19 protein-coding genes are annotated in these 18,909 nt (G+C 63.5%); 3 read left to right on the forward strand and 16 right to left on the reverse strand.

Annotated elements, in window-relative coordinates:
- Positions 1-95 precede the first annotated feature (95 nt).
- The 3 genes from ACIQ67_RS00695 to clpS all read right to left on the reverse strand — a co-directional run bounded on the left by ACIQ67_RS00695 (position 96) and on the right by clpS (position 3,238).
- The gene (locus ACIQ67_RS00695) at positions 96-344 is read right to left on the reverse strand and encodes a hypothetical protein (RefSeq protein WP_397532421.1); all 249 of its coding nucleotides are present in this window, start codon (positions 342-344) and stop codon (positions 96-98) included.
- 204 nt (positions 345-548) lie between these two features.
- Complete coding sequence (clpA, locus tag ACIQ67_RS00700; protein WP_397532422.1) at positions 549-2,870, reverse strand: ATP-dependent Clp protease ATP-binding subunit ClpA; 2,322 nt, start codon at positions 2,868-2,870, stop codon at positions 549-551.
- Positions 2,867-3,238: an ATP-dependent Clp protease adapter ClpS gene (clpS, locus tag ACIQ67_RS00705; RefSeq protein ID WP_397532423.1), complete on the reverse strand. Its 372-nt coding sequence runs from the start codon at positions 3,236-3,238 to the stop codon at positions 2,867-2,869. The genes clpA and clpS overlap by 4 nt, the downstream gene beginning before the upstream one ends.
- 220 nt (positions 3,239-3,458) lie before the next feature.
- Here clpS and ACIQ67_RS00710 point away from each other — a divergent pair, with 220 nt between their 5' ends.
- The gene (locus ACIQ67_RS00710) at positions 3,459-3,686 is read left to right on the forward strand and encodes a cold-shock protein (protein ID WP_397532424.1); all 228 of its coding nucleotides are present in this window, start codon (positions 3,459-3,461) and stop codon (positions 3,684-3,686) included.
- Between the two features lie 194 nt (positions 3,687-3,880).
- On the opposite strand, the gene icd is transcribed toward ACIQ67_RS00710, so the two are convergent.
- The 4 genes from icd to hemN all read right to left on the reverse strand — a co-directional run bounded on the left by icd (position 3,881) and on the right by hemN (position 9,711).
- Positions 3,881-5,134: an NADP-dependent isocitrate dehydrogenase gene (gene icd, locus ACIQ67_RS00715; RefSeq protein ID WP_397532425.1), complete on the reverse strand. Its 1,254-nt coding sequence runs from the start codon at positions 5,132-5,134 to the stop codon at positions 3,881-3,883.
- Between the two features lie 93 nt (positions 5,135-5,227).
- A complete protein-coding gene (locus ACIQ67_RS00720; RefSeq protein ID WP_397532426.1) occupies positions 5,228-7,465 on the reverse strand; it encodes an NADP-dependent isocitrate dehydrogenase in 2,238 nt (745 codons plus the stop codon).
- A 120-nt stretch (positions 7,466-7,585) separates the two neighbouring features.
- A complete protein-coding gene (locus ACIQ67_RS00725) occupies positions 7,586-8,281 on the reverse strand; it encodes a sulfite exporter TauE/SafE family protein (RefSeq protein WP_397532427.1) in 696 nt (231 codons plus the stop codon).
- Between the two features lie 20 nt (positions 8,282-8,301).
- Positions 8,302-9,711, reverse strand: coding sequence for an oxygen-independent coproporphyrinogen III oxidase (gene hemN / locus ACIQ67_RS00730; RefSeq protein ID WP_397532428.1), 1,410 nt, complete (start codon positions 9,709-9,711; stop codon positions 8,302-8,304).
- 182 nt (positions 9,712-9,893) lie between these two features.
- Between hemN and fnr the strand changes: the two genes are divergently transcribed.
- Positions 9,894-10,634 carry a fumarate/nitrate reduction transcriptional regulator Fnr gene (gene fnr, locus ACIQ67_RS00735; RefSeq protein WP_397532429.1) on the forward strand — a complete coding sequence of 247 codons (741 nt, stop codon included), beginning with the start codon at positions 9,894-9,896 and terminating at the stop codon, positions 10,632-10,634.
- A 39-nt stretch (positions 10,635-10,673) separates the two neighbouring features.
- Here fnr and ACIQ67_RS00740 read toward each other — a convergent pair whose 3' ends face one another.
- Genes ACIQ67_RS00740 through ACIQ67_RS00780 form a run of 9 tightly spaced genes read right to left on the reverse strand, consistent with a single transcriptional unit; the run spans position 10,674 to position 18,378 of the window.
- Positions 10,674-10,967, reverse strand: coding sequence for a hypothetical protein (locus tag ACIQ67_RS00740; RefSeq protein ID WP_397532430.1), 294 nt, complete (start codon positions 10,965-10,967; stop codon positions 10,674-10,676).
- Positions 10,964-11,206, reverse strand: a complete 243-nt coding sequence (locus ACIQ67_RS00745; RefSeq protein ID WP_397532431.1) for a hypothetical protein — start codon at positions 11,204-11,206, stop codon at positions 10,964-10,966. The genes ACIQ67_RS00740 and ACIQ67_RS00745 overlap by 4 nt, the downstream gene beginning before the upstream one ends.
- A gap of 14 nt (positions 11,207-11,220) precedes the next feature.
- Positions 11,221-12,672 (reverse strand): cytochrome c oxidase accessory protein CcoG, encoded by a 1,452-nt coding sequence (gene ccoG / locus ACIQ67_RS00750; RefSeq protein WP_397532432.1) that lies wholly within the window; start codon positions 12,670-12,672, stop codon positions 11,221-11,223.
- A gap of 8 nt (positions 12,673-12,680) precedes the next feature.
- Positions 12,681-13,601, reverse strand: a complete 921-nt coding sequence (gene ccoP, locus ACIQ67_RS00755) for a cytochrome-c oxidase, cbb3-type subunit III (RefSeq protein WP_397532433.1) — start codon at positions 13,599-13,601, stop codon at positions 12,681-12,683.
- Positions 13,598-13,774: a cbb3-type cytochrome oxidase subunit 3 gene (locus tag ACIQ67_RS00760; protein ID WP_397532434.1), complete on the reverse strand. Its 177-nt coding sequence runs from the start codon at positions 13,772-13,774 to the stop codon at positions 13,598-13,600. The genes ccoP and ACIQ67_RS00760 overlap by 4 nt, the downstream gene beginning before the upstream one ends.
- Positions 13,775-13,783: 9 nt before the next feature.
- Positions 13,784-14,401, reverse strand: a complete 618-nt coding sequence (ccoO, locus tag ACIQ67_RS00765) for a cytochrome-c oxidase, cbb3-type subunit II (RefSeq protein ID WP_397532435.1) — start codon at positions 14,399-14,401, stop codon at positions 13,784-13,786.
- A gap of 17 nt (positions 14,402-14,418) precedes the next feature.
- A complete protein-coding gene (gene ccoN / locus ACIQ67_RS00770) occupies positions 14,419-15,867 on the reverse strand; it encodes a cytochrome-c oxidase, cbb3-type subunit I (RefSeq protein ID WP_397532436.1) in 1,449 nt (482 codons plus the stop codon).
- 45 nt (positions 15,868-15,912) lie between these two features.
- Positions 15,913-16,095 (reverse strand): cbb3-type cytochrome oxidase assembly protein CcoS, encoded by a 183-nt coding sequence (gene ccoS / locus ACIQ67_RS00775; RefSeq protein ID WP_397532437.1) that lies wholly within the window; start codon positions 16,093-16,095, stop codon positions 15,913-15,915.
- A 9-nt stretch (positions 16,096-16,104) separates the two neighbouring features.
- Positions 16,105-18,378 (reverse strand): heavy metal translocating P-type ATPase, encoded by a 2,274-nt coding sequence (locus tag ACIQ67_RS00780; RefSeq protein WP_397532438.1) that lies wholly within the window; start codon positions 18,376-18,378, stop codon positions 16,105-16,107.
- A gap of 64 nt (positions 18,379-18,442) precedes the next feature.
- Here ACIQ67_RS00780 and ACIQ67_RS00785 point away from each other — a divergent pair, with 64 nt between their 5' ends.
- Complete coding sequence (locus tag ACIQ67_RS00785) at positions 18,443-18,907, forward strand: DUF192 domain-containing protein (protein ID WP_397532439.1); 465 nt, start codon at positions 18,443-18,445, stop codon at positions 18,905-18,907.
- Positions 18,908-18,909: the final 2 nt, after the last annotated feature.

Raw genomic sequence — 18,909 nt, forward strand, 5'->3', positions numbered from 1 at the left:
CGCTTTGCCCAAGAGGCGCGCCCCAATCAGGCGACGAATGACGGAATGAAAGCCGTCAGCCGCAGCTGAAAGGCACGCCCACTCCAACAGACGGCTCAGTTCATCGACTTTGGCCCGCACATCACCACGTCACGACCGGCATTGATCGCGAAGCGCAAGGCCTCGGAAGGTGTGGGCCAGCCATAGCCACCAGCCAGGCTCTCGTTCCTGAAGGTTTCCTGCCTCGGGATGCTGCCACGCAGGCGCACCACGACGACTGCTGCCACATAGCCAAACGCGCGCGGACGCTCGATCGCGCCGGCATAAATGCGGTAGTCGCCCGCATCAACCTCTTCGAAATGCATGGTTCACTCCCCGCGCGACCCCCTTGCCGCGGCCAGCGCAATATCCACCCTGCGCGCTGCGATGACCATACGACCAAAGAGTGCCCTCGCCTGGGGGATGCACTGCCTGTCCAGCCCCTCTTGCGGCCGGAAAAGACAGGGGCCTGGTTGCTGCCAACCAGGCCCCTGCCTTCAAACCTTCGCAAGCTCAGCAGAACGAGGCGCTCAGCCTGCGGTCGCCGACTCGGCCTTGGGCTTGTTGTCGCGCTGCTTGGCCGGCTGGATGTCCAGCTGGACCTCGCCGGCGGCGTCCACATCGACGCTCAGGCGACCGCCATCAACCAGGCGGCCGAACAGCAGCTCGTCAGCCAGGGCACGGCGGATGGTGTCCTGGATCAGACGCTGCATGGGTCGCGCCCCCATCAAGGGATCGAAGCCCTTCTTGGCAAGGTGCTGACGCAGCCCGTCGGTGAACGTGACCTCGACCTTCTTCTCCTGCAACTGGCTCTCCAGCTGCAGCAGGAACTTGTCGACCACGCGCAGGATGATCTCCTGGTCCAGCGCACGGAAGGACACGATGGCATCCAGGCGGTTGCGGAACTCCGGCGTGAACAGGCGCTTGATGTCGGCCATCTCGTCACCCTGCTCGCGCGCGGTGGTGAAGCCGATGGTCGACTTGTTCATCGTCTCGGCGCCCGCATTGGTCGTCATGATGATGATGATGTTGCGGAAGTCCGCCTTGCGCCCGTTGTTGTCAGTCAGCGAGCCGTGGTCCATCACCTGCAGCAGCACATTGAACACATCGGGATGCGCCTTCTCGATCTCGTCGAGCAGCAGCACTGCATGCGGCTTCTTGGTGACGGCCTCAGTCAACAGACCGCCTTGGTCGAATCCAACGTAACCCGGAGGCGCACCGATCAGGCGGCTGACGGCGTGACGCTCCATGTACTCGGACATGTCGAAGCGGATCAGCTCGATGCCCAGGATGTAGGCCAGCTGCTTTGCCACCTCAGTCTTGCCGACGCCAGTAGGGCCGCTGAACAGGAAGGAGCCGATCGGCTTGTCCGGCTTGCCCAAGCCCGAACGTGCCATCTTGATGGCCGCTGCCAGCGCGTCGATGGCGGGCTCCTGACCGAAGACCACGCTCTTCAGATCGCGGTCCAGGCTCTTGAGCTTGCCGCGGTCATCGCTGGAGACCGAAGCCGGCGGGATGCGCGCGATCTTGGCCACGATGTCCTCGACCTCGGCGCGCGTGATCGTTTTCTTCTGCTTGCTCTTGGGCAGGATGCGCTGCGCTGCACCGGCCTCGTCGATCACGTCGATGGCCTTGTCGGGCAGATGGCGGTCGTTGATGTACTTGGCGGACAACTCGGCTGCGGCCTGCAAGGCCCCCAGCGCGTACTTGACGCTGTGGTGCTCCTCGAAGCGCGACTTCAGCCCTTTCAGGATCTCGACGGTTTGCTCTACAGAAGGCTCGGCCACATCGACCTTCTGGAAGCGCCGTGACAGCGCCGCGTCCTTCTCGAAGATGCCGCGGTACTCGGTGAAGGTGGTGGCGCCGATGCACTTCATTGCGCCTGAGCTCAGGGCTGGCTTGAGCAGGTTGCTGGCATCGAGCGTACCGCCCGATGCCGCGCCGGCACCGATGAGGGTGTGGATCTCGTCGATGAACAGGATCGCGTGCGGCTGGTCCTTGAGCTGCTTGAGCACGGCCTTGAGGCGTTGCTCAAAGTCGCCGCGGTACTTGGTGCCAGCCAACAAGGCGCCCATGTCCAGCGAATAGACCACGCTGTCGGCCAGCACCTCGGGCACGTCCCCCTCGGTGATGCGCCAGGCCAGGCCTTCAGCGATGGCTGTCTTGCCGACTCCGGCCTCACCCACCAACAGCGGGTTGTTCTTGCGGCGGCGGCACAGCACCTGCACCACGCGCTCGACCTCGGGCTCACGCCCGATCAGCGGATCGATCTTGCCGTCCTTGGCCAGCTGGTTGAGGTTCTGCGTGAACTGTTCCAGTGGTGAACCCTTGCCACCACCCTGGCCTTCAGCGTCCTCGCGCTCAGCCTCCTGACCGGGCCCGCCTTCCTGGCCCTTGGGCGGCTCCGGAGGTTCGCTCTTCTTGATGCCGTGGGCGATGTAGTTCACCACGTCCAGACGGGTCACCCCCTGCTGGTGCAGGTAGTAGACGGCGTGGGAATCCTTCTCGCCGAAGATCGCCACCAGCACATTGGCGCCAGTCACTTCCTTCTTGCCACTGCCAGTCGACTGCACGTGCATGATGGCGCGCTGGATCACACGCTGGAAGCCCAGCGTCGGCTGGGTATCCACCTCTTCGGTGCCTCCCACCGTCGGCGTGTTTTCCTTGATGAACTGCGACAGACTCTTACGCAGATCGTCAATGCTGGCCGAACAGGCGCGTAGCACTTCTGCCGCAGAAGGGTTGTCCAGCAAAGCCATCAGCAGATGCTCGACGGTGATGAACTCGTGACGCTGCTGACGCGCTTCGACAAACGCCATGTGCAGGCTGACTTCAAGCTCTTGCGCAATCATGCGGCCTCCATAATGCACTGCAGGGGATGGCCGGCACGCCTTGCGGCGCCCAGCACCAGTTCCACTTTCGTGGCTGCAACATCCTTGGTGAATACACCGCAGACGCCACGGCCATCGTGGTGGATTTTGAGCATGATTTGGGTGGCAGTATCCAAATCAAGGCGAAAAAACTCCTGAAGCACCATCACGACAAATTCCATCGGCGTGAAATCGTCGTTGAGCAACAGGACTTGATACAGACGCGGAGGCTCGGTGCGCTGCGCAATGCGCTCCAACGTGGTCGTGCCGTCCGCATCCTCACGCCCCGGCCCGACACCGGGCGGGCTGACATTGGGAGGCTTGGGGGGCTGGCGGGGAGAATCAGGCATGGTCCGATTCTATAGATTGGGTCTCTGTCGCGTCCTTGCAAGCCCATCATGTGCCGCCGAAGCACCAGGGAATCCCTGGATCTCCGCCAGGGTTCACAGCCAGATCATCCGCCGCATTGTTTCTTCCGTGCGCAAGCTCGGGGACCTACCGAATTGACAGGGGATTGACAGCGCTTTGAGAATCCGCCGCGGTGCACTAGACACCGGGATGGAGAAGCAAATGCAACGAGGAACTGTCAAATGGTTTAACGATGCCAAGGGTTTTGGCTTCATCGAACCAGAGTCCGGCGGGGAGGATGTGTTCGCGCACTTTTCCGCCATCCAGATGGAAGGCTTCAAGACGCTTCAGCAAGGCGGCAAGGTGCTGTTTGAGCTGGTGCAGGGCCCCAAGGGTCAATTGGCCCAGAACATCACGCCTGCCATCGAAGAGGAGCGTCTCTCAAGCTAGCCTGAGTGGCGCCGACCGACCCGGCGAGAGCCCTGCAGCGTCAAGGCCCAAGCAGCAAGAGGGCGGACTGTCGCAAGACAGTCCGCCGCTCGTTGTCGACGATCGGAATTGGGCCTATGAAGGAGAACAGCCCTAGGCGCACGAGCGCCTAGGGCTGAGCGATGCAATGCCGGCCGCGCGTTGGCCGGACAGATTCACATGTTGTCGATCATCACCTGGCCGAAGCCGGAGCACGAAACCTGGGTGGCGCCGTCCATCAGGCGGGCAAAGTCGTAGGTGACTTTCTTGCTGGCAATGGACTTCTCCAGCGAGCTGATGATCAGGTCGGCAGCGTCCGTCCAACCCATGTGGCGCAGCATCATCTCGGCCGACAGGATCTCGGAGCCCGGATTGACGTAGTCCTTGCCGGCGTACTTCGGCGCGGTGCCGTGCGTCGCCTCAAAGCAGGCCACCGAGTCCGACATATTGGCGCCCGGGGCGATGCCGATGCCGCCGACCTGGGCGGCTAGCGCGTCGGAGATGTAGTCGCCGTTCAGGTTCAGCGTGGCCACCACCGAGTACTCAGCCGGGCGCAGCAGGATCTGCTGCAGGAAGGCATCCGCGATCGAATCCTTGATCGTGATGCCCTTGCCGTTCTTCGGGTTGATCAGCTTGCACCACGGACCGCCGTCGATCAGCTGGGCGCCGAACTCCTTTTGCGCCAGCGCATAGGCCCAATCACGGAAGCCACCCTCGGTGTACTTCATGATGTTGCCCTTGTGCACGATGGTGACGCTGGGCTTGTCATTGTCAATCGCGTACTGGATGGCCTTGCGAACCAGACGCTCGGTACCCTCACGCGACACCGGCTTGACGCCGATGCCTGACGTCGCAGGGAAGCGGATCTTGGTGACGCCCATTTCCTCCTGCAGGAACTTGATCAGCTTCTTGGCCTTCTCGCTCTCTGCCTCGTACTCGATGCCAGCGTAGATGTCTTCGGAGTTCTCGCGAAAGATGACCATGTTGGTCTTCTCCGGCTCCTTGAGCGGCGAAGGCACACCCTTGAAGTACTGCACCGGACGCAGGCAGACATAAAGGTCCAGCTCCTGGCGCAGCGCCACGTTCAGCGAGCGGATGCCGCCGCCCACGGGCGTGGTCAGCGGGCCCTTGATCGAGACCACGTACTCGCGCAGCGCATCGAGGGTCTCGGCAGGCAGCCAGACATCGGGGCCATACACCTGCGTGGCCTTCTCGCCGGCATACACCTCCATCCAACGGATCGCGCGCTTGCCGTCATAGGCCTTGGCCACGGCTGCATCCACCACCTTGAGCATCACCGGCGTGATATCCAAGCCGGTGCCATCTCCCTCGATGAAAGGAATGATGGGCTCATCCGGCACATTGAGCGACATGTCCGGATTGACGGTGATCTTGCTGCCCTGCTCAGGAACCTTGATGTGCTGGTACATGGGGGAGTCTTTCGAAGGGGATCAAACAATACTGACGCAGGCCGGCCATGGGAAAGCCGGCCCGCGAGCCAGCTTCATCCCCGCTCGAGGCGATTAGGCAGCGACCGAGGCCAAGGCCGCGTTGAAGGTCGCGCTGGGGCGCATCACTGCTTCCAGCTTGGACATGTCGGGCATGTAATAGCCGCCGATATCCACCGGCTTGCCCTGCACTGCAGCCAGTTCGGCCACGATGCTGGCCTCCTGCTCGCCCAAAGCCTTGGCCAGCGGCGCGAACCGGGCCGCGAGCTCAGCATCGTCAGTCTGGGCGGCCAGGGCCTGAGCCCAATAGAGCGCCAGATAGAACTGACTGCCACGGTTGTCCAACTGGCCGGTCTTGGGGCTGGGATTCTTGTTGTTATCCAGGAGTTGGCCGGTCGCCGCGTCCAGCGTCTTGGCCAGCAGCTTGGCTTTGGGGTTGTTGTTCTTCAAACCCAGATCTTCCAGGCTGACCGCCAGCGCGAGAAACTCGCCCAGGGAGTCCCAACGCAGGTGGTTTTCCTCGACCAGTTGCTGCACGTGCTTGGGCGCAGAGCCGCCAGCGCCCGTCTCGTACATGCCACCGCCAGCCATGAGCGGCACGATGGAGAGCATCTTGGCCGAGGTGCCCAACTCCATGATGGGGAACAGATCGGTCAGATAGTCGCGCAGGATGTTGCCGGTGGCGCTGATGGTGTCCAGGCCCCGGATCACGCGTTCCAGCGTGTAGCGCATCGCACGCACCTGACTCATGATCTGGATATCCAGGCCCGAGGTGTTGTGCTCGTGCAGGTACATCTTGACCTTGGTGATCAGCTGCGCTTCATGCGGACGGTACTGGTCCAGCCAGAACACCACCGGCATGCCGGAGTTGCGCGCACGGTTGACGGCCAGCTTGACCCAGTCGCGGATGGCGGCATCCTTGCACTGGCACATGCGCCAGATGTCGCCCTGCTCCACGTCCTGGCTCATCAGCACCTCGCCAGTGTCCAGGTCGGTGATATTGGCCGTGCCGTCTTCGGAGATTTCGAAGGTCTTGTCGTGCGAGCCGTATTCCTCGGCCTGCTGGGCCATCAGGCCAACGTTCGGCACCGTGCCCATGGTCTTCGGGTCGAAGGCGCCATGCCATTTGCAGAAGTTGATCATCTCCTGGTAGATGCGGGCGAAGGTAGACTCCGGCATCACCGCCTTGACATCCTTCAGGCGACCGTCGGCGCCCCACATCTTGCCGCCGTTGCGGATCATCGCCGGCATCGAAGCGTCGACGATGATGTCATTGGGCGAGTGGAAGTTGGTGATGCCCTTGGCCGAATCGACCATGGCCAGCTCAGGGCGGTGCTCGTGGCAGGCATGCAGGTCGCGCTTGATTTCGTCCTGCTTGCTCTGCGGGAGCGTGGCGATCTTGTTGTAGAGATCGACCATGCCATTGTTGACGTTGATGCCAAGTTCCTGGAACAGAGCGCCGTGCTTTTCGAAGGCCTCACGGTAGAAAATCTTGACGCAGTGGCCGAAGACGATTGGGTGCGAGACCTTCATCATCGTGGCCTTGACGTGCAGCGAGAACATCACGCCGGTCTGGCGCGCGTCCTCGATCTCACGCTCGTAGAAGTCCAGCAGCGCCTTCTTGCTCATGAACATGCTGTCGACCACCTCGCGGTCCAGCAGCGCAACCTTGGGCTTCAGGACAATCGTCTTGCCGCTCTTGGTGATCAACTCCATCTTGACGTTGCGAGCGCGATCCAGCGTCATCGACTTTTCGCCGTGATAGAAGTCGCCGTTGTGCATGTGCGAGACATGTGAACGCGAGGCCTGGCTCCAGTCGGCCATGCTGTGCGGGTTCTTGCGGGCATATTCCTTGACGGCCTTGGGCGCGCGTCGGTCGGAATTGCCCTCGCGCAGCACCGGGTTCACCGCACTACCGACGCACTTGTTGTAGCGCGCGCGGATGTCCTTCTCTTCGTCAGTCTTGGGCGCCTCCGGGTAGTCGGGAATGGCATAGCCCTTGCCCTGCAGCTCCTTGATCGCCGACTTCAGCTGCGCCACGGACGCGCTGATGTTGGGCAGCTTGATGATGTTGGCTTCGGGCTTCAGCGTCAGCTTGCCCAGTTCCGACAGGCGGTCGGGCACGCGCTGGTCTTCGCGCAGGCATTCCGGGAACTGACCCAGCACGCGGCCCGCCACCGAGATGTCGCTGGTCTCCACATGCACGCCCGCCGGCGCCACAAAGGCGCGCACGATGGGCAGGAACGACGCGGTCGCCAACAGCGGCGCTTCGTCGGTCAGGGTGTAGATGATGGTCGGTTGCTGAGTAGTCATGGGGGTATCCAGATCGGCCAAACAAGCAGGCGTAGAGAGGAGGATTAGAGCGGCGATTCTAAGACAGCCGTGCCGCACTGCGGACCCGGTCTTATAGAAGTCTTGGCGTGCGCGGGTTGGTCAGGCCGGCAAGCCGCAGATCGCAGCAATGTGCACCCACACGCCGTGCCCCAGGGCCCAGCCGGAGGCACTCACCAGGGCCAGACCGGCCAGGCGAACCGCCCAGGCCATGCCCCGCGTGCCCACCGCCTTCAGCAGCAGGCTCGGGCCGAGCGCCAGACCGACGCCCGAGGAGATGGCAAAGCTGGCCATCACCAGGGATCCCGCCGCAGCTCCGCTGGCCAGACTGGCCGTCAGCAGGGCCGACTGCAGGAGCCCGCAGGGCCAGGCAACCCAGGCCAATCCGATGAGGCCCGAGCGGGCCGGTGCCGACAGCACGATCCGCCCTGCCCCTGGCACCGCCAACGTGGCCGTACTGACATCCCGCCCGAGCTGGCTCAACCAGGCGGGCTGGCGGGCAAAGACCAGCAGATAGAGCCCAAGCAGCAGCGCTGCACAGTGGACCAGCAGCCAGAGCGGCCTGAGCCAGGCCGCAGCACCGCCGAGCCATGCCAGGGCGCCGACGCTGGCCGCCGCGATGGCTCCACCCAGCGTGTAGCTGAGCAGGCGCCCGAACTGGAAGCCCCCCATCGAGCCTCGACCGTTGCGGCCGCACGCAGTTGCCGCCGGCCCGCACATGGCCAAGCAGTGGGGTGACCCGGCAAGGCCCATTAGCAGGGCGGATCCGGCGAGCGCAAGGTCCATCTGCAGAGTCATCTCTCTCGATCAGCGTCGCCCTAGATGATGCGAGAGAACTTCTCGCGCGTCCTGTCAGCCTGGAGGTATCGATCAAAGACCATCGCCACCGCGCGAACGAAGAACCAGCCCTTGGCCGTCACTTCGATCGAGCTCGGAAGCAATTCAACAAGCCCGGACTCTTCAAGGCTTCGCAACTGCTCGATCTCGGCGCGGAAGTAGTCCTTCACCCTAATCAGATGGGCCAGTTCGATCGATTCGAACTCGACCCGCCCCTGGCACATCAGCGCCATGATCATGGCCCTGCGCACCAGATCATCACGGTTGAGCGCAAGCCCCCGGACGATGGGCAACTGCCGCTGGCGCAATGCGTCGTAGTACTCGGGCAAGGTCTTGGCATTCTGGCTGTAGGTCGCACCGACACGGCCGATCGACGAAACGCCGAGGCCAATCAGGTCGCAGTCCGGTTGCGTGCTGTAGCCCTGGAAGTTGCGATGCAGGCGTCCTTGACGCTTGGCCACGGCCAGCGAGTCGGTGGGCAGGGCAAAGTGGTCCATGCCGATGTAGACATAGCCGTGCCCGAGGAAACCACTGATGGCGCCCGAAAGCATGTGCAGCTTGTCGGCCGCCACCGGCAGGCGTGTCGCATCGATCCGGCGCTGTGGCTTGAAGCGCTGTGGCAGGTGGGCGTAGCCGTAGAGCGCGATCCGATCCGGCTTGAGAGCTGCCACTTGGGCGATGGTGCGGGCAAAAGACTCGGGCGTCTGCTGAGGCAGGCCGTAGATCAGGTCCACATTGGTCGACTCGAAGCCCAAGGTTCGGGCCTCGCTCATCAGAAGGGCAACACTCTCATGGCTTTGCAAGCGATGCACGGCCTTCTGCACGTCGGGATCGAAGTCCTGCACACCGAAGCTCAGGCGATTGAAACCGAGCTGGCGCAGATGCTGGAGGCGCTCGCGGGTGACCGTGCGAGGATCAACCTCGATCGAGACTTCGGCACCCGGAGCCAGCTTGAAGTGCTGCTGGATGTCCTGCATGACACGGGTCAGTTCAGCGTCACTCAAAAAGGTCGGTGAGCCGCCGCCGAAATGCAGCTGGGACACGGACTCCTGCCGACCGAGCCGTTCACGGGTCAGCGCCACCTCGACTGCCAGCGCATCCAGGTACTCGCCAGCCCGCTCATGGTGCTTGGTGATGACCTTGTTGCAGGCACAGTAGTAGCAGACCGACTCGCAGAAGGGCACATGCACATAGAGAGACAAGGGCGCGCCGCCCCCGACCTGAGAGCCTGTGCCACGCTGTACAAGCGCCTGCTCGTACTGCTGAACAGTAAACGCCTCGACGAAGCGGTCTGCCGTCGGGTAGGAGGTGTAGCGAGGCCCTGCGACGTCAAAGCGGCGCAACAGCGCCTCGTCAACGCCAGCGGGCGTCAGGGTATTGCTTGCAGTCATGGCGGTGACTGTGCCAAGCTCCAGCCGGGGCTGGTTGATCTGAGTCAAGCTAGCTCGGGTTTGGGACGGCAACAATGCGCCTGGAATTGAGGAGCATCATGTTCACACCCCAAACAACGTCCACCGCGTCTGATTCAGCATTGAGCAAAAGCAGTTGCAGGGGGCAGACCATAATGCGCGGCATGAGCACCACCGCACCCATCAAGATCGAACCGTTCAAGGTCGCCTGTTCGAGTTGCAATCTGCGCGAACTGTGCCTGCCGGTCGGCCTGTCCAAAAGCAATCTTGACCAGTTGGACAACTTGGTCGCAGCGCGCCGCACCGTCTCGCGTGGCGACACCCTGTTTCGCACCGGCGACAGCTTTCAGTCGCTCTATGCGGTTCGTACCGGCTTCTTCAAGACTTGCGTCTCGTCCGAGGACGGCCGCGACCAGGTCACGGGATTCCAGATGGCAGGTGAGCTGCTGGGCCTCGACGGCATCAGCAACGACCGCCACTCCTGCGACGCCGTGGCGCTGGAGGACTCGCAGGTCTGCGTGATTCCCTATGAACAGTTGGAAGAGCTGTCGCGCGAGTTCACTGACCTGCAGCACCAGTTCCACAAGATCATGAGCCGCGAGATCGTGCGCGACCATGGCGTGATGCTGCTGCTCGGCAGCATGCGCGCGGAAGAGCGACTGGCCGCCTTTCTGCTGAACCTCACCCAGCGCCTGCAGGCCCGCGGCTTCTCCGCCTCTAGCCTGGTGCTGCGCATGACGCGCGAGGAAATCGGCAGCTATCTCGGCCTCAAGCTGGAAACGGTCAGCCGGACCTTCTCTCGCTTTCAGGACGAAGGCCTGCTCGAGGTGAAGCAGCGCCAGATCACCATCGTGGATCAATCCGGTCTGGAGCGGCTGGTCAACAGCAGCAACGGCGCCTGCTGAGGCTGCCGACACGATCCGGCCTTCTCGGCGGCCTGCGGCTCAGTCCCGCAGACTCTCGGCTGGCGGTGTGCTGGCCAGCAATGCCGCGATTCCTGCCGCGATGGAGATGATGCTCCAGAAGAGCAGAAATGCGATGGTGTAGACGGCCGCATTGGGCATGTCCAGATGCATGCCGGCCGCCCAGCGCAAGTCGGCCGGATCAACCAGCGCAAACACCAGCGCTTCCATCACGCCTGCCATCACAAACGCCGGCCACAGCACCACCATCAACAGCCGCGCGCCCCGCGTCGGCGGTGGCTGCAACTCGCTTGCAGTGTCCTGCAGCGCGCTCATTGCCCGCCTGTCGCAGCGTGGTTGCGCGCCTTGCCAGCAGGCTGCATGGCGCGCGAATCGGTGCTCTCGGCTGAGACCTTACGGGCGGATGTATCGAGCACCGGGTCCGGGTACTTCAAGGCGAGCCCCAGCGTGACGAAGCTGGCCACCACCACCGCAAGCGGGCCGCCCACGACCAGCCACATCATGCGTTCAGTCCACCAGCGCTGGGTGCCGGATTCGTTCGGGGTCTGCGTCATTGATGTCTCCTTGATCAGCGGGGAACGACGAAGGTTGACTTCTCTTCGATCGTGTAGTCAGGGCTTGCGCCGGCAGGTCCCCGGCGCTCGATACGGAAGTGGATCTCATGCGCGCCGGTGCCCGCCTTGGCGGCACTCTCGGGCGGCAGCCGCAACGCCACCGACACCCAGCGACCTTCGGCAGGAGCCACGTCGACAGCCATGCTGCGGCTCAGCGTCAGGCCCGGCAAGCCGGAAGCCGTGATGGTGAAGTGGTGACCCACCTCCGTGGCGTTCATGACTTGCAGCCGGTAGACATTCTCGATGTAGCCATCTTCCACCAGCCTCGCCAATGAAGCACGGTCACGGACCACATCCACCTTGAAGGGCGTGCGCATCAGCAAGCTGACCAGCAGGGCAGCACAAATGATGAACAGGATGGCGGTGTAAACCAGCACGCGCGGGCGGAACAAGCGGCGCAACAACTGCGTCTTGCTCAGGTGCTGCTGAAGGCCGTTCTGCGTGTCATAGCGGATCAGGCCGGGCGCATACCCCATCTTGTCCATCACGCCATTGCACACATCGATGCAGGCGGCGCAGCCAATGCACTCGTACTGCAGCCCCTTGCGGATGTCGATGCCCGTCGGGCAGACGTGCACGCACAGATTGCAGTCAATGCACGAACCCAGGCCCAGGGCCTTGGGGTCGGCCTTCTTGCCGCGCGCGCCCCTCGGCTCACCACGCTCGGCGTCGTAGCTGATGATCAGCGTGTCCTTGTCGAACATGGCGCTCTGGAAGCGCGCATAGGGGCACATGTACTTGCAGACCTGCTCACGCATATGGCCGGCAAAGCCATAAGTGGCCAGGCCATAGAACAGCACCCAGAACAGTTCCCAGGGACCCAGGGCCAGGCCGGCGACTTCAAGCGTCAACGTCTTGATCGGCGTGAAGTAGCCGACGAAGGTGAAGCCGGTCCACAGCGCCAGCGCGATCCAGGCCGCCTGCTTACCGCCCTTGCGCCAGAGCTTCTCCAGCGTCCAGGGTCCGGCATCCAGCTTCATGCGGGCCGCGCGGTCGCCTTCGAACTTGCGCTCGATCCACATGAAGATCTCGGTATAGACCGTCTGCGGGCAGGCATAGCCACACCACAGACGCCCTGCCACCGCAGTGAAGAGGAACAGCGCGTAGGCTGAAATCAGCAGCAGCGCTGTCAGGTAGATGAAGTCCTGCGGATAGAGAACCAAACCGAAGATGTAGAAACGGCGGGCACCCAGATCGAACAGGACGATCTGACGGTTGCCCCAGTCGAACCAGGGCAGGCAATAGAACAAGAGCTGAGTGAGCCACACCAGAGCCCAGCGCCAGGTCGCGAACCATCCACTGACCGCGCGCGCGTAGATCTTCTTCTGCGCCTGGTACAGCGACACCACCTGTGCGGAGGCGTCATCCGCCGCCGCGACCTGGGAACCCTGGGGATTGCTACTCATCGATGGCTTCAGTTGGACGCGACAGCCGTTCCGCTGCGCTGCGACAGGCTCCAGACATAGGCCGCCAGCACACGCACCTGCTCAGGGCTCAGGCGCTCGGCATGGGCCGGCATCATGTTGTTCTTGCCACCGTTGATCAGGGCGATGATCGTCTCTTCGCCCCAGCCGTGCAGCCAGACCTTGTCGGTCAGGTTGGGCGCACCCAAGGCTTGGTTGCCCTTGCCGTCGGCGCCGTGGCAGGCGGCACAGGCACCAAACTTGGACTTGCCAAGCTGGGCTGCGATCGAGTTGTGCGGGCTGCCCGAGAGGCTCAGCACATAGTTGGCAACGTTGCGCACATCCTCGGGGCCACCAAGCGCTGCGCCCATGGGCGGCATCACGCCATTGCGTCCCTTGGCGATGGTTTCCATGATGGCCTCATGCGAACCACCCCACAGCCAGTCACCGTCGGTGAGGTTGGGGAAGCCCTTGCTGCCCTTGGCATCCGAACCGTGACAGGTGGCGCAGTTGTTGGCAAACAGCCGCTCGCCGATGCCCATGGCCTGGTCGTTCTTGGCCATCTCGACAGCCGGCATGGCAGCGAAGCGGGCATAGACCTCGGTCAGGGCGGCCTTGGCCTTGGCCTGCTCGGCCTCGTACTGGCCGGCACTGCTCCACTTCAGGCTGCCCTGCATGCTGCCCAGGCCGGGATACATGGCCAGATAGATGCCGGCGAAGACCACCGTCAGCACGAACAAGCCCATCCACCAGCGCGGCAGCGGGTTGTTCATTTCCTTCAGGTCTTCATCCCAGACGTGACCAGTCGTGTTGTCGTTCGCCATCACCTTGCGGCGGCTTGCGATGATCAGCAGGACCAGGCACAGCAACAGACCGAGAACTGTGGCCGCCGCGACAAACAGCGACCAGCCATCAGAGAAAAAGTCACTCATTGCATCCTCCTCGAAGCCTCGGCCGAATCGGCCTCGGAGTCGCCGTGCAGCGGCAGGGCCGCACATTCATCAAAGCTCGCTGCGCGCTTCTTGCTGTAGGTCCAGGCGACGATGGCCAGGAACATCACAAGCAGCAGCACCGTGACCAGGGATCTCAGTTCATTGACGTCCATGAGAGCTCCTTACTTCACTGCGGTGCCGAGCACCTGCAGATACGCAATCACCGCATCCATTTCGGTGCGACCCTTGACCGCCTCGGCCGCACCGGCAACGTCGGCATCGCTGTAGGGCACGCCCACGACACGCAGCGCTTTCAGCTTTGGGGCCATGTCATCCGGATTGAGCTGGGCCGTCGCCAGCCACGGGTAGGCCGGCATGTTGGACTCGGGCACCAGATCACGTGGATTGATCAGGTGGATGCGATGCCATTCATCGCTGTACTTGCCGCCGACGCGGTGCAGGTCCGGACCTGTGCGCTTGGATCCCCACTGGAAGGGGTGGTCGTAAACGAACTCACCCGCTGTCGAATAGTGGCCGTAGCGCAGCGTCTCAGCGCGGAAAGGCCGGATCATCTGCGAGTGGCAGTTGTAGCAGCCCTCGCGGATATAGACGTCCCGACCGGCCAGCTGCAGTGGCGTATAGGGCTTGAGGCCTTCGACCGCCTGCGTGGTCGAGCGCTGGAAGAACAGCGGCACGATCTCCACGATACCGCCGACCAGAACGGTCAGCAGCACCAGCACGATCATCAGGAAGTTGTTGGTCTCGATCTTCTCGTGACCACCCACATGCTTGTTTGCCATGTTATTGCTCCCTCAGTTCAAGCGTGGGCCACGACGGCCGGAATACGCACCGGCACAGCCTTGCCGGCCTGCACGGTCTTGATGACGTTCCAGCCCATGATCAGCATGCCGCCGAGGTACAGCAGACCGCCGGCCAAACGGATCACATAGAACGGGTAGGTCGCCTTCACGCTTTCAACAAAGGTGTAGACCAGCGTGCCGTCCGGATTCACAGCGCGCCACATCAAACCCTGCATCACACCGGCAATCCACATCGCAGCGATGTAGAGCACGATACCCAGCGTCGCCACCCAGAAGTGCAGTTCGATGGCGCGCTTCGAGTACATCTCGGTGCGGCCGAACATGCGCGGGATCAGGTGGTACAGCGCGCCCATCGAGATCAGGCCCACCCAGCCCAGCGCACCCGAGTGCACGTGGCCGACAGTCCAGTCCGTGTAGTGCGACAGCGCGTTCACGGTCTTGATCGACATCATCGGACCCTCGAAGGTCGACATGCCATAGAAGGACAGCGAGACAATCAGGAACTTCAGGATCGGGTCATCGCGCAGCTTGTGCCAGGCACCCGACAGGGTCATGATGCCGTTGATCATGCCGCCCCAGCTCGGCGCCAGCAGCACTAGCGAGAACACCATGCCCACGCTCTGCGCCCAGTCGGGCAGCGCGGTGTAGTGCAGGTGGTGAGGACCCGCCCACATATACGTGAAGATCAGTGCCCAGAAGTGCACGATGGACAGGCGATAGCTGTACACCGGACGGCCCGCCTGCTTGGGGATGTAGTAGTACATCATGCCCAGGAAGCCTGCAGTCAGGAAGAAGCCCACCGCATTGTGGCCGTACCACCATTGCACCATCGCATCCTGCACGCCAGCGTAGGCCGAGTAGCTCTTGAACAAGCTGACCGGAATCGCAGCGCTGTTCACCAGATGCAGCAGGGCCACGGCGATGATGAAGGCGCCGAAGAACCAGTTGGCCACATAGATGTGACGCACCTTGCGGGTGCCCACCGTGCCGAAGAACACGACCGCATAGCTGACCCACACCAGAGTGATCAGGATGTCGATCGGCCACTCCAGCTCGGCGTACTCCTTGCCGCTCGTCATACCCAGCGGCAGCGTGATCGCCGCCAGCAGGATCACCAGTTGCCAGCCCCAGAAGGTGAACCAGGCCAAGCCCGGTGCGAAGAGGCGCGTCTGCCCTGTGCGCTGAACCACGTGGTATGCCGTCGCGAACAGCGTGCAGCCGCCGAACGCAAAGATCACCGCATTGGTGTGCAGCGGACGCAGACGCCCGTAGCTCAACCATGGAATGCCCAGATTGAGCTCAGGCCAAGTCAGCTGAGCCGCGATGATCACGCCGACCAACATGCCCACGATGCCCCAGAGGACCGCGGCCAGAGCAAAGGCCCGTACCACGCCGTCTTCGTACACGGGCCCCGCCGGCCCGCTCGGCATTGCAACACTTGCCATTGAAATGCTCCTTGCTAGATGTTCTGAAACCAGTGAGGGAAATTCTCAGCTGACGTTCGACTGCCGGACTTGATCACCGTCAACCCCAGCGGGCTCCTCTTCGAAAATGCGGTCACCTTCGCGCTCCAGATCGTCGAGCTGGCCACTGTGGATGGCCCAGCCGAAAACGCCGACGATGGCCAGCACCAGAACAACCGAGAGCGGAATCAGCAGATACAGGATGTCCATGGGCGGCAATCAGGGCTGAGCCGGCACCGGCAGACGGGCCAGACTCATGGCGTTGAGGATCACGAACAGCGAGCTGAGCGCCATACCCAGGCCTGCCGCCCAAGGCGGCAGCCAGCCCAGCAGCGCCAGGGGAATGCATGCGGCGTTGTAGGCCGCCGCCCAGCCAAGGTTCTGACGGATCACGCGCCGGGTGCGCAGGGCGTGCTCGCGCAGCAAGGCGATGTCGGTCAGCCGCGAGGACAGCACCACGCCATCCGCCTGAACACGCGCGATCAGGGCCCCCTGCCCCATGGCGAGGCTTGCGTCGGCACGGGCTAGCACGGGCGCGTCATTGATGCCGTCGCCCACCATCAGGACACAACGACCCTGGGCCTGCAGTGCTGCGACCGCCGCCAGCTTGTCCTCCGGGCTTGCGCCGCCACGAGCCTCATCGATGCCGGCCGCTGTAGCGATGGTGCCGGCGCGCTCAGCCGTGTCGCCCGACAGCAGCAAGGTGCGCAGTCCTTGGTGGCGCAACTGCTGCACCGCTTCACGCGCATCCTCGCGCAGGACTTCGCCGAACTGCAGATGCAGCAGTGGCGCGCCTGCACGGCCGAATACCAGCTGCGCTTCGGGGTGCGCCACGGTCGCGCCCTCGCCCGCCACCCAGACGGCCGAGCCCAGGCGCCAGAGCTTGCCATCGGCAGCCACGGCCTCAAGCCCACGCCCAGGCAGCTCGCGCACCTCGCGCCAGGCCTGCACCTCGTCCTCTGGCACGGGGCAATGTGCCGCGAGCGCGCGCGCGAAGACATGGCGCGACTGCGCCGCCAGCGCCGCGGCTTGGCGCAGCAGCGGGTCCTCCGGCGTCAGCGCCGGCCAGCTGTGCAGCAGCCGCATGCGTTCCTCGGTCAAGGTGCCGGTCTTGTCCAGCACCACGGTATCGACGCGGGCCAGCGTCTCCAGCAGATCCAGCCGGGCCAGCAGCACACCGCGACGCGCCAAGGCACCGGCAGCGCTGAGCCAGGCCGAGGGTGCCGCGAGCGACAATGCACATGGGCAGGTCACGATCAGCACCGAGACCGCCACCCAGACCGCACGCGAGGGATCGATCTGGCTCCACACCAGGGCGCCGCCAAGCGCCAGCGCCAGCACCACCCACAAGAACGGGCCGGCCACGCGATCGGCCATGCGCAGGGCTTGCGGGCGTTGCGTCAATGCGCTGCGCATCAGGCGGACGATGGCCTCGAAGCGGGTGTCATCGCCCAGGCGCTGCACCCGCAGCAGCACCGGCGCGACCAGATTGACACTGCCGGCAATTGCCGTATCTCCCAGCTTCTTCAGCACCGGCTGGGACTCACCGCTGAGCAGGGCCTCGTCGGCCGCGGTTTCACCCTGCTCGATCAGTCCGTCAGCCGGAAAGGCCTGGCCCGCCGGCACACGCAAGAGATCGCCAACCCGCAACTGCGTCGGGCTCAAGCGGGTGACCGATCCATCCGCCTCGATGCGCTCCACCGATTCCGGCAAGCCAGCCGTGGCCCGCTCAAGCTCACGCGCCACCCGGTGGCGTGCCCGCAACTCCAGGTAGCGTCCACCCAGCAGGAAGCTGACGAACATCGTCAGCGAATCAAAGTAGACCTCGTGCCCGAACACACCGTCCGGATCGAAGGTGGCACCACTGCTGGCGATGAAGGTCACCAGGATGCCCAGGCTCACCGGCACATCCATGCCCAGCCGACGCTGACGCAGTTGCGCCCAGGCCGCGCTGAAAAAGGGGCCGGCCGAGAAGAACATTACCGGCAGGCTCAGCACCCAGGAGCCCCAGTTCAGCAGATTGCGCAGGTCAGCGCTCATTTCGCCTGGCTCGGCCACATAGATCGGCCAGGCCAGCATCATCACCTGCATCATCAGGAAGCTGGCGACGAACAGGCGCCACATGGCACGCCGATGTTCGCGCTCGCGCAGCAGCCGGGCCGGTGCTGCCAGGTCAGGCACCGCCTGATAGCCGGCGCGCTCCACCGCCGCCAGCAAGCTGCTCAGGCGCGTCTTGCGCGGGTTCCAGCGCAGTTGCAGCCGCTCAGCCGCTGAATTGACCTGGGCGTCCAACACCCCAGGCTGGCCAAGCAAGGCCCGCTCGATAATGCCGGCGCAGGCCGCGCAATGCATGCCTGCCACGCGGAGTTGCGACAGGGACTCAAGCTCGCTGAGCTGCTGGCTGAACCCCGCCTGAGCCTGGCTGTCGTCGATCACTTCCGCGCTACTGCCCTGAGCAGACGGCGCAGTCAAAGGAAGGGCGGAAGCAGTCATGGGCAGGCGAGGCAAGGCAGATTCTTCTGAGCCCATAATCTAGGGCCCCCCCCCTCAGTGCGACATGATCCACATCAAGACTCAACCCATTCAGCTCGCCTTGCTGGCCTTTGTCTTGCTGATGTTGGGCGCCGCCCAGGCCCAGCCTGCGGGCGAGCCGCAGCGGCTGCCAGTGACGCAGTTGCGCGCCGGCATGCATCTGATCCAGGCCGAAGTCGCACAAAACGACCAACAGCGGGCCATCGGCCTGATGCACCGCAGCAGCATGCCCGTCAACAACGGCATGCTCTTCATCTTCGAGGCACCCAACCGTCAGTGCTTCTGGATGCGCAACACCTTGCTGCCCCTGTCAATCGCCTTCATCGCCGATGACGGCAGCATCGTCAACATCGCCGAGATGCAGCCCATGTCGGATGACTCGCATTGCTCGGCCAAGCCGGTGCGCTATGCGCTGGAGATGAACAAGGGCTGGTTTGCCAAACGCGGGCTGAAAGCTGGCGCCAAGCTCAGCGGTGGACCCTGGCCCTGACA

The sequence above is a fragment of the Roseateles sp. genome, assembly GCF_044373315.1.
Taxonomy (GTDB): Bacteria; Pseudomonadota; Gammaproteobacteria; order Burkholderiales; family Burkholderiaceae_C; genus JACDQM01.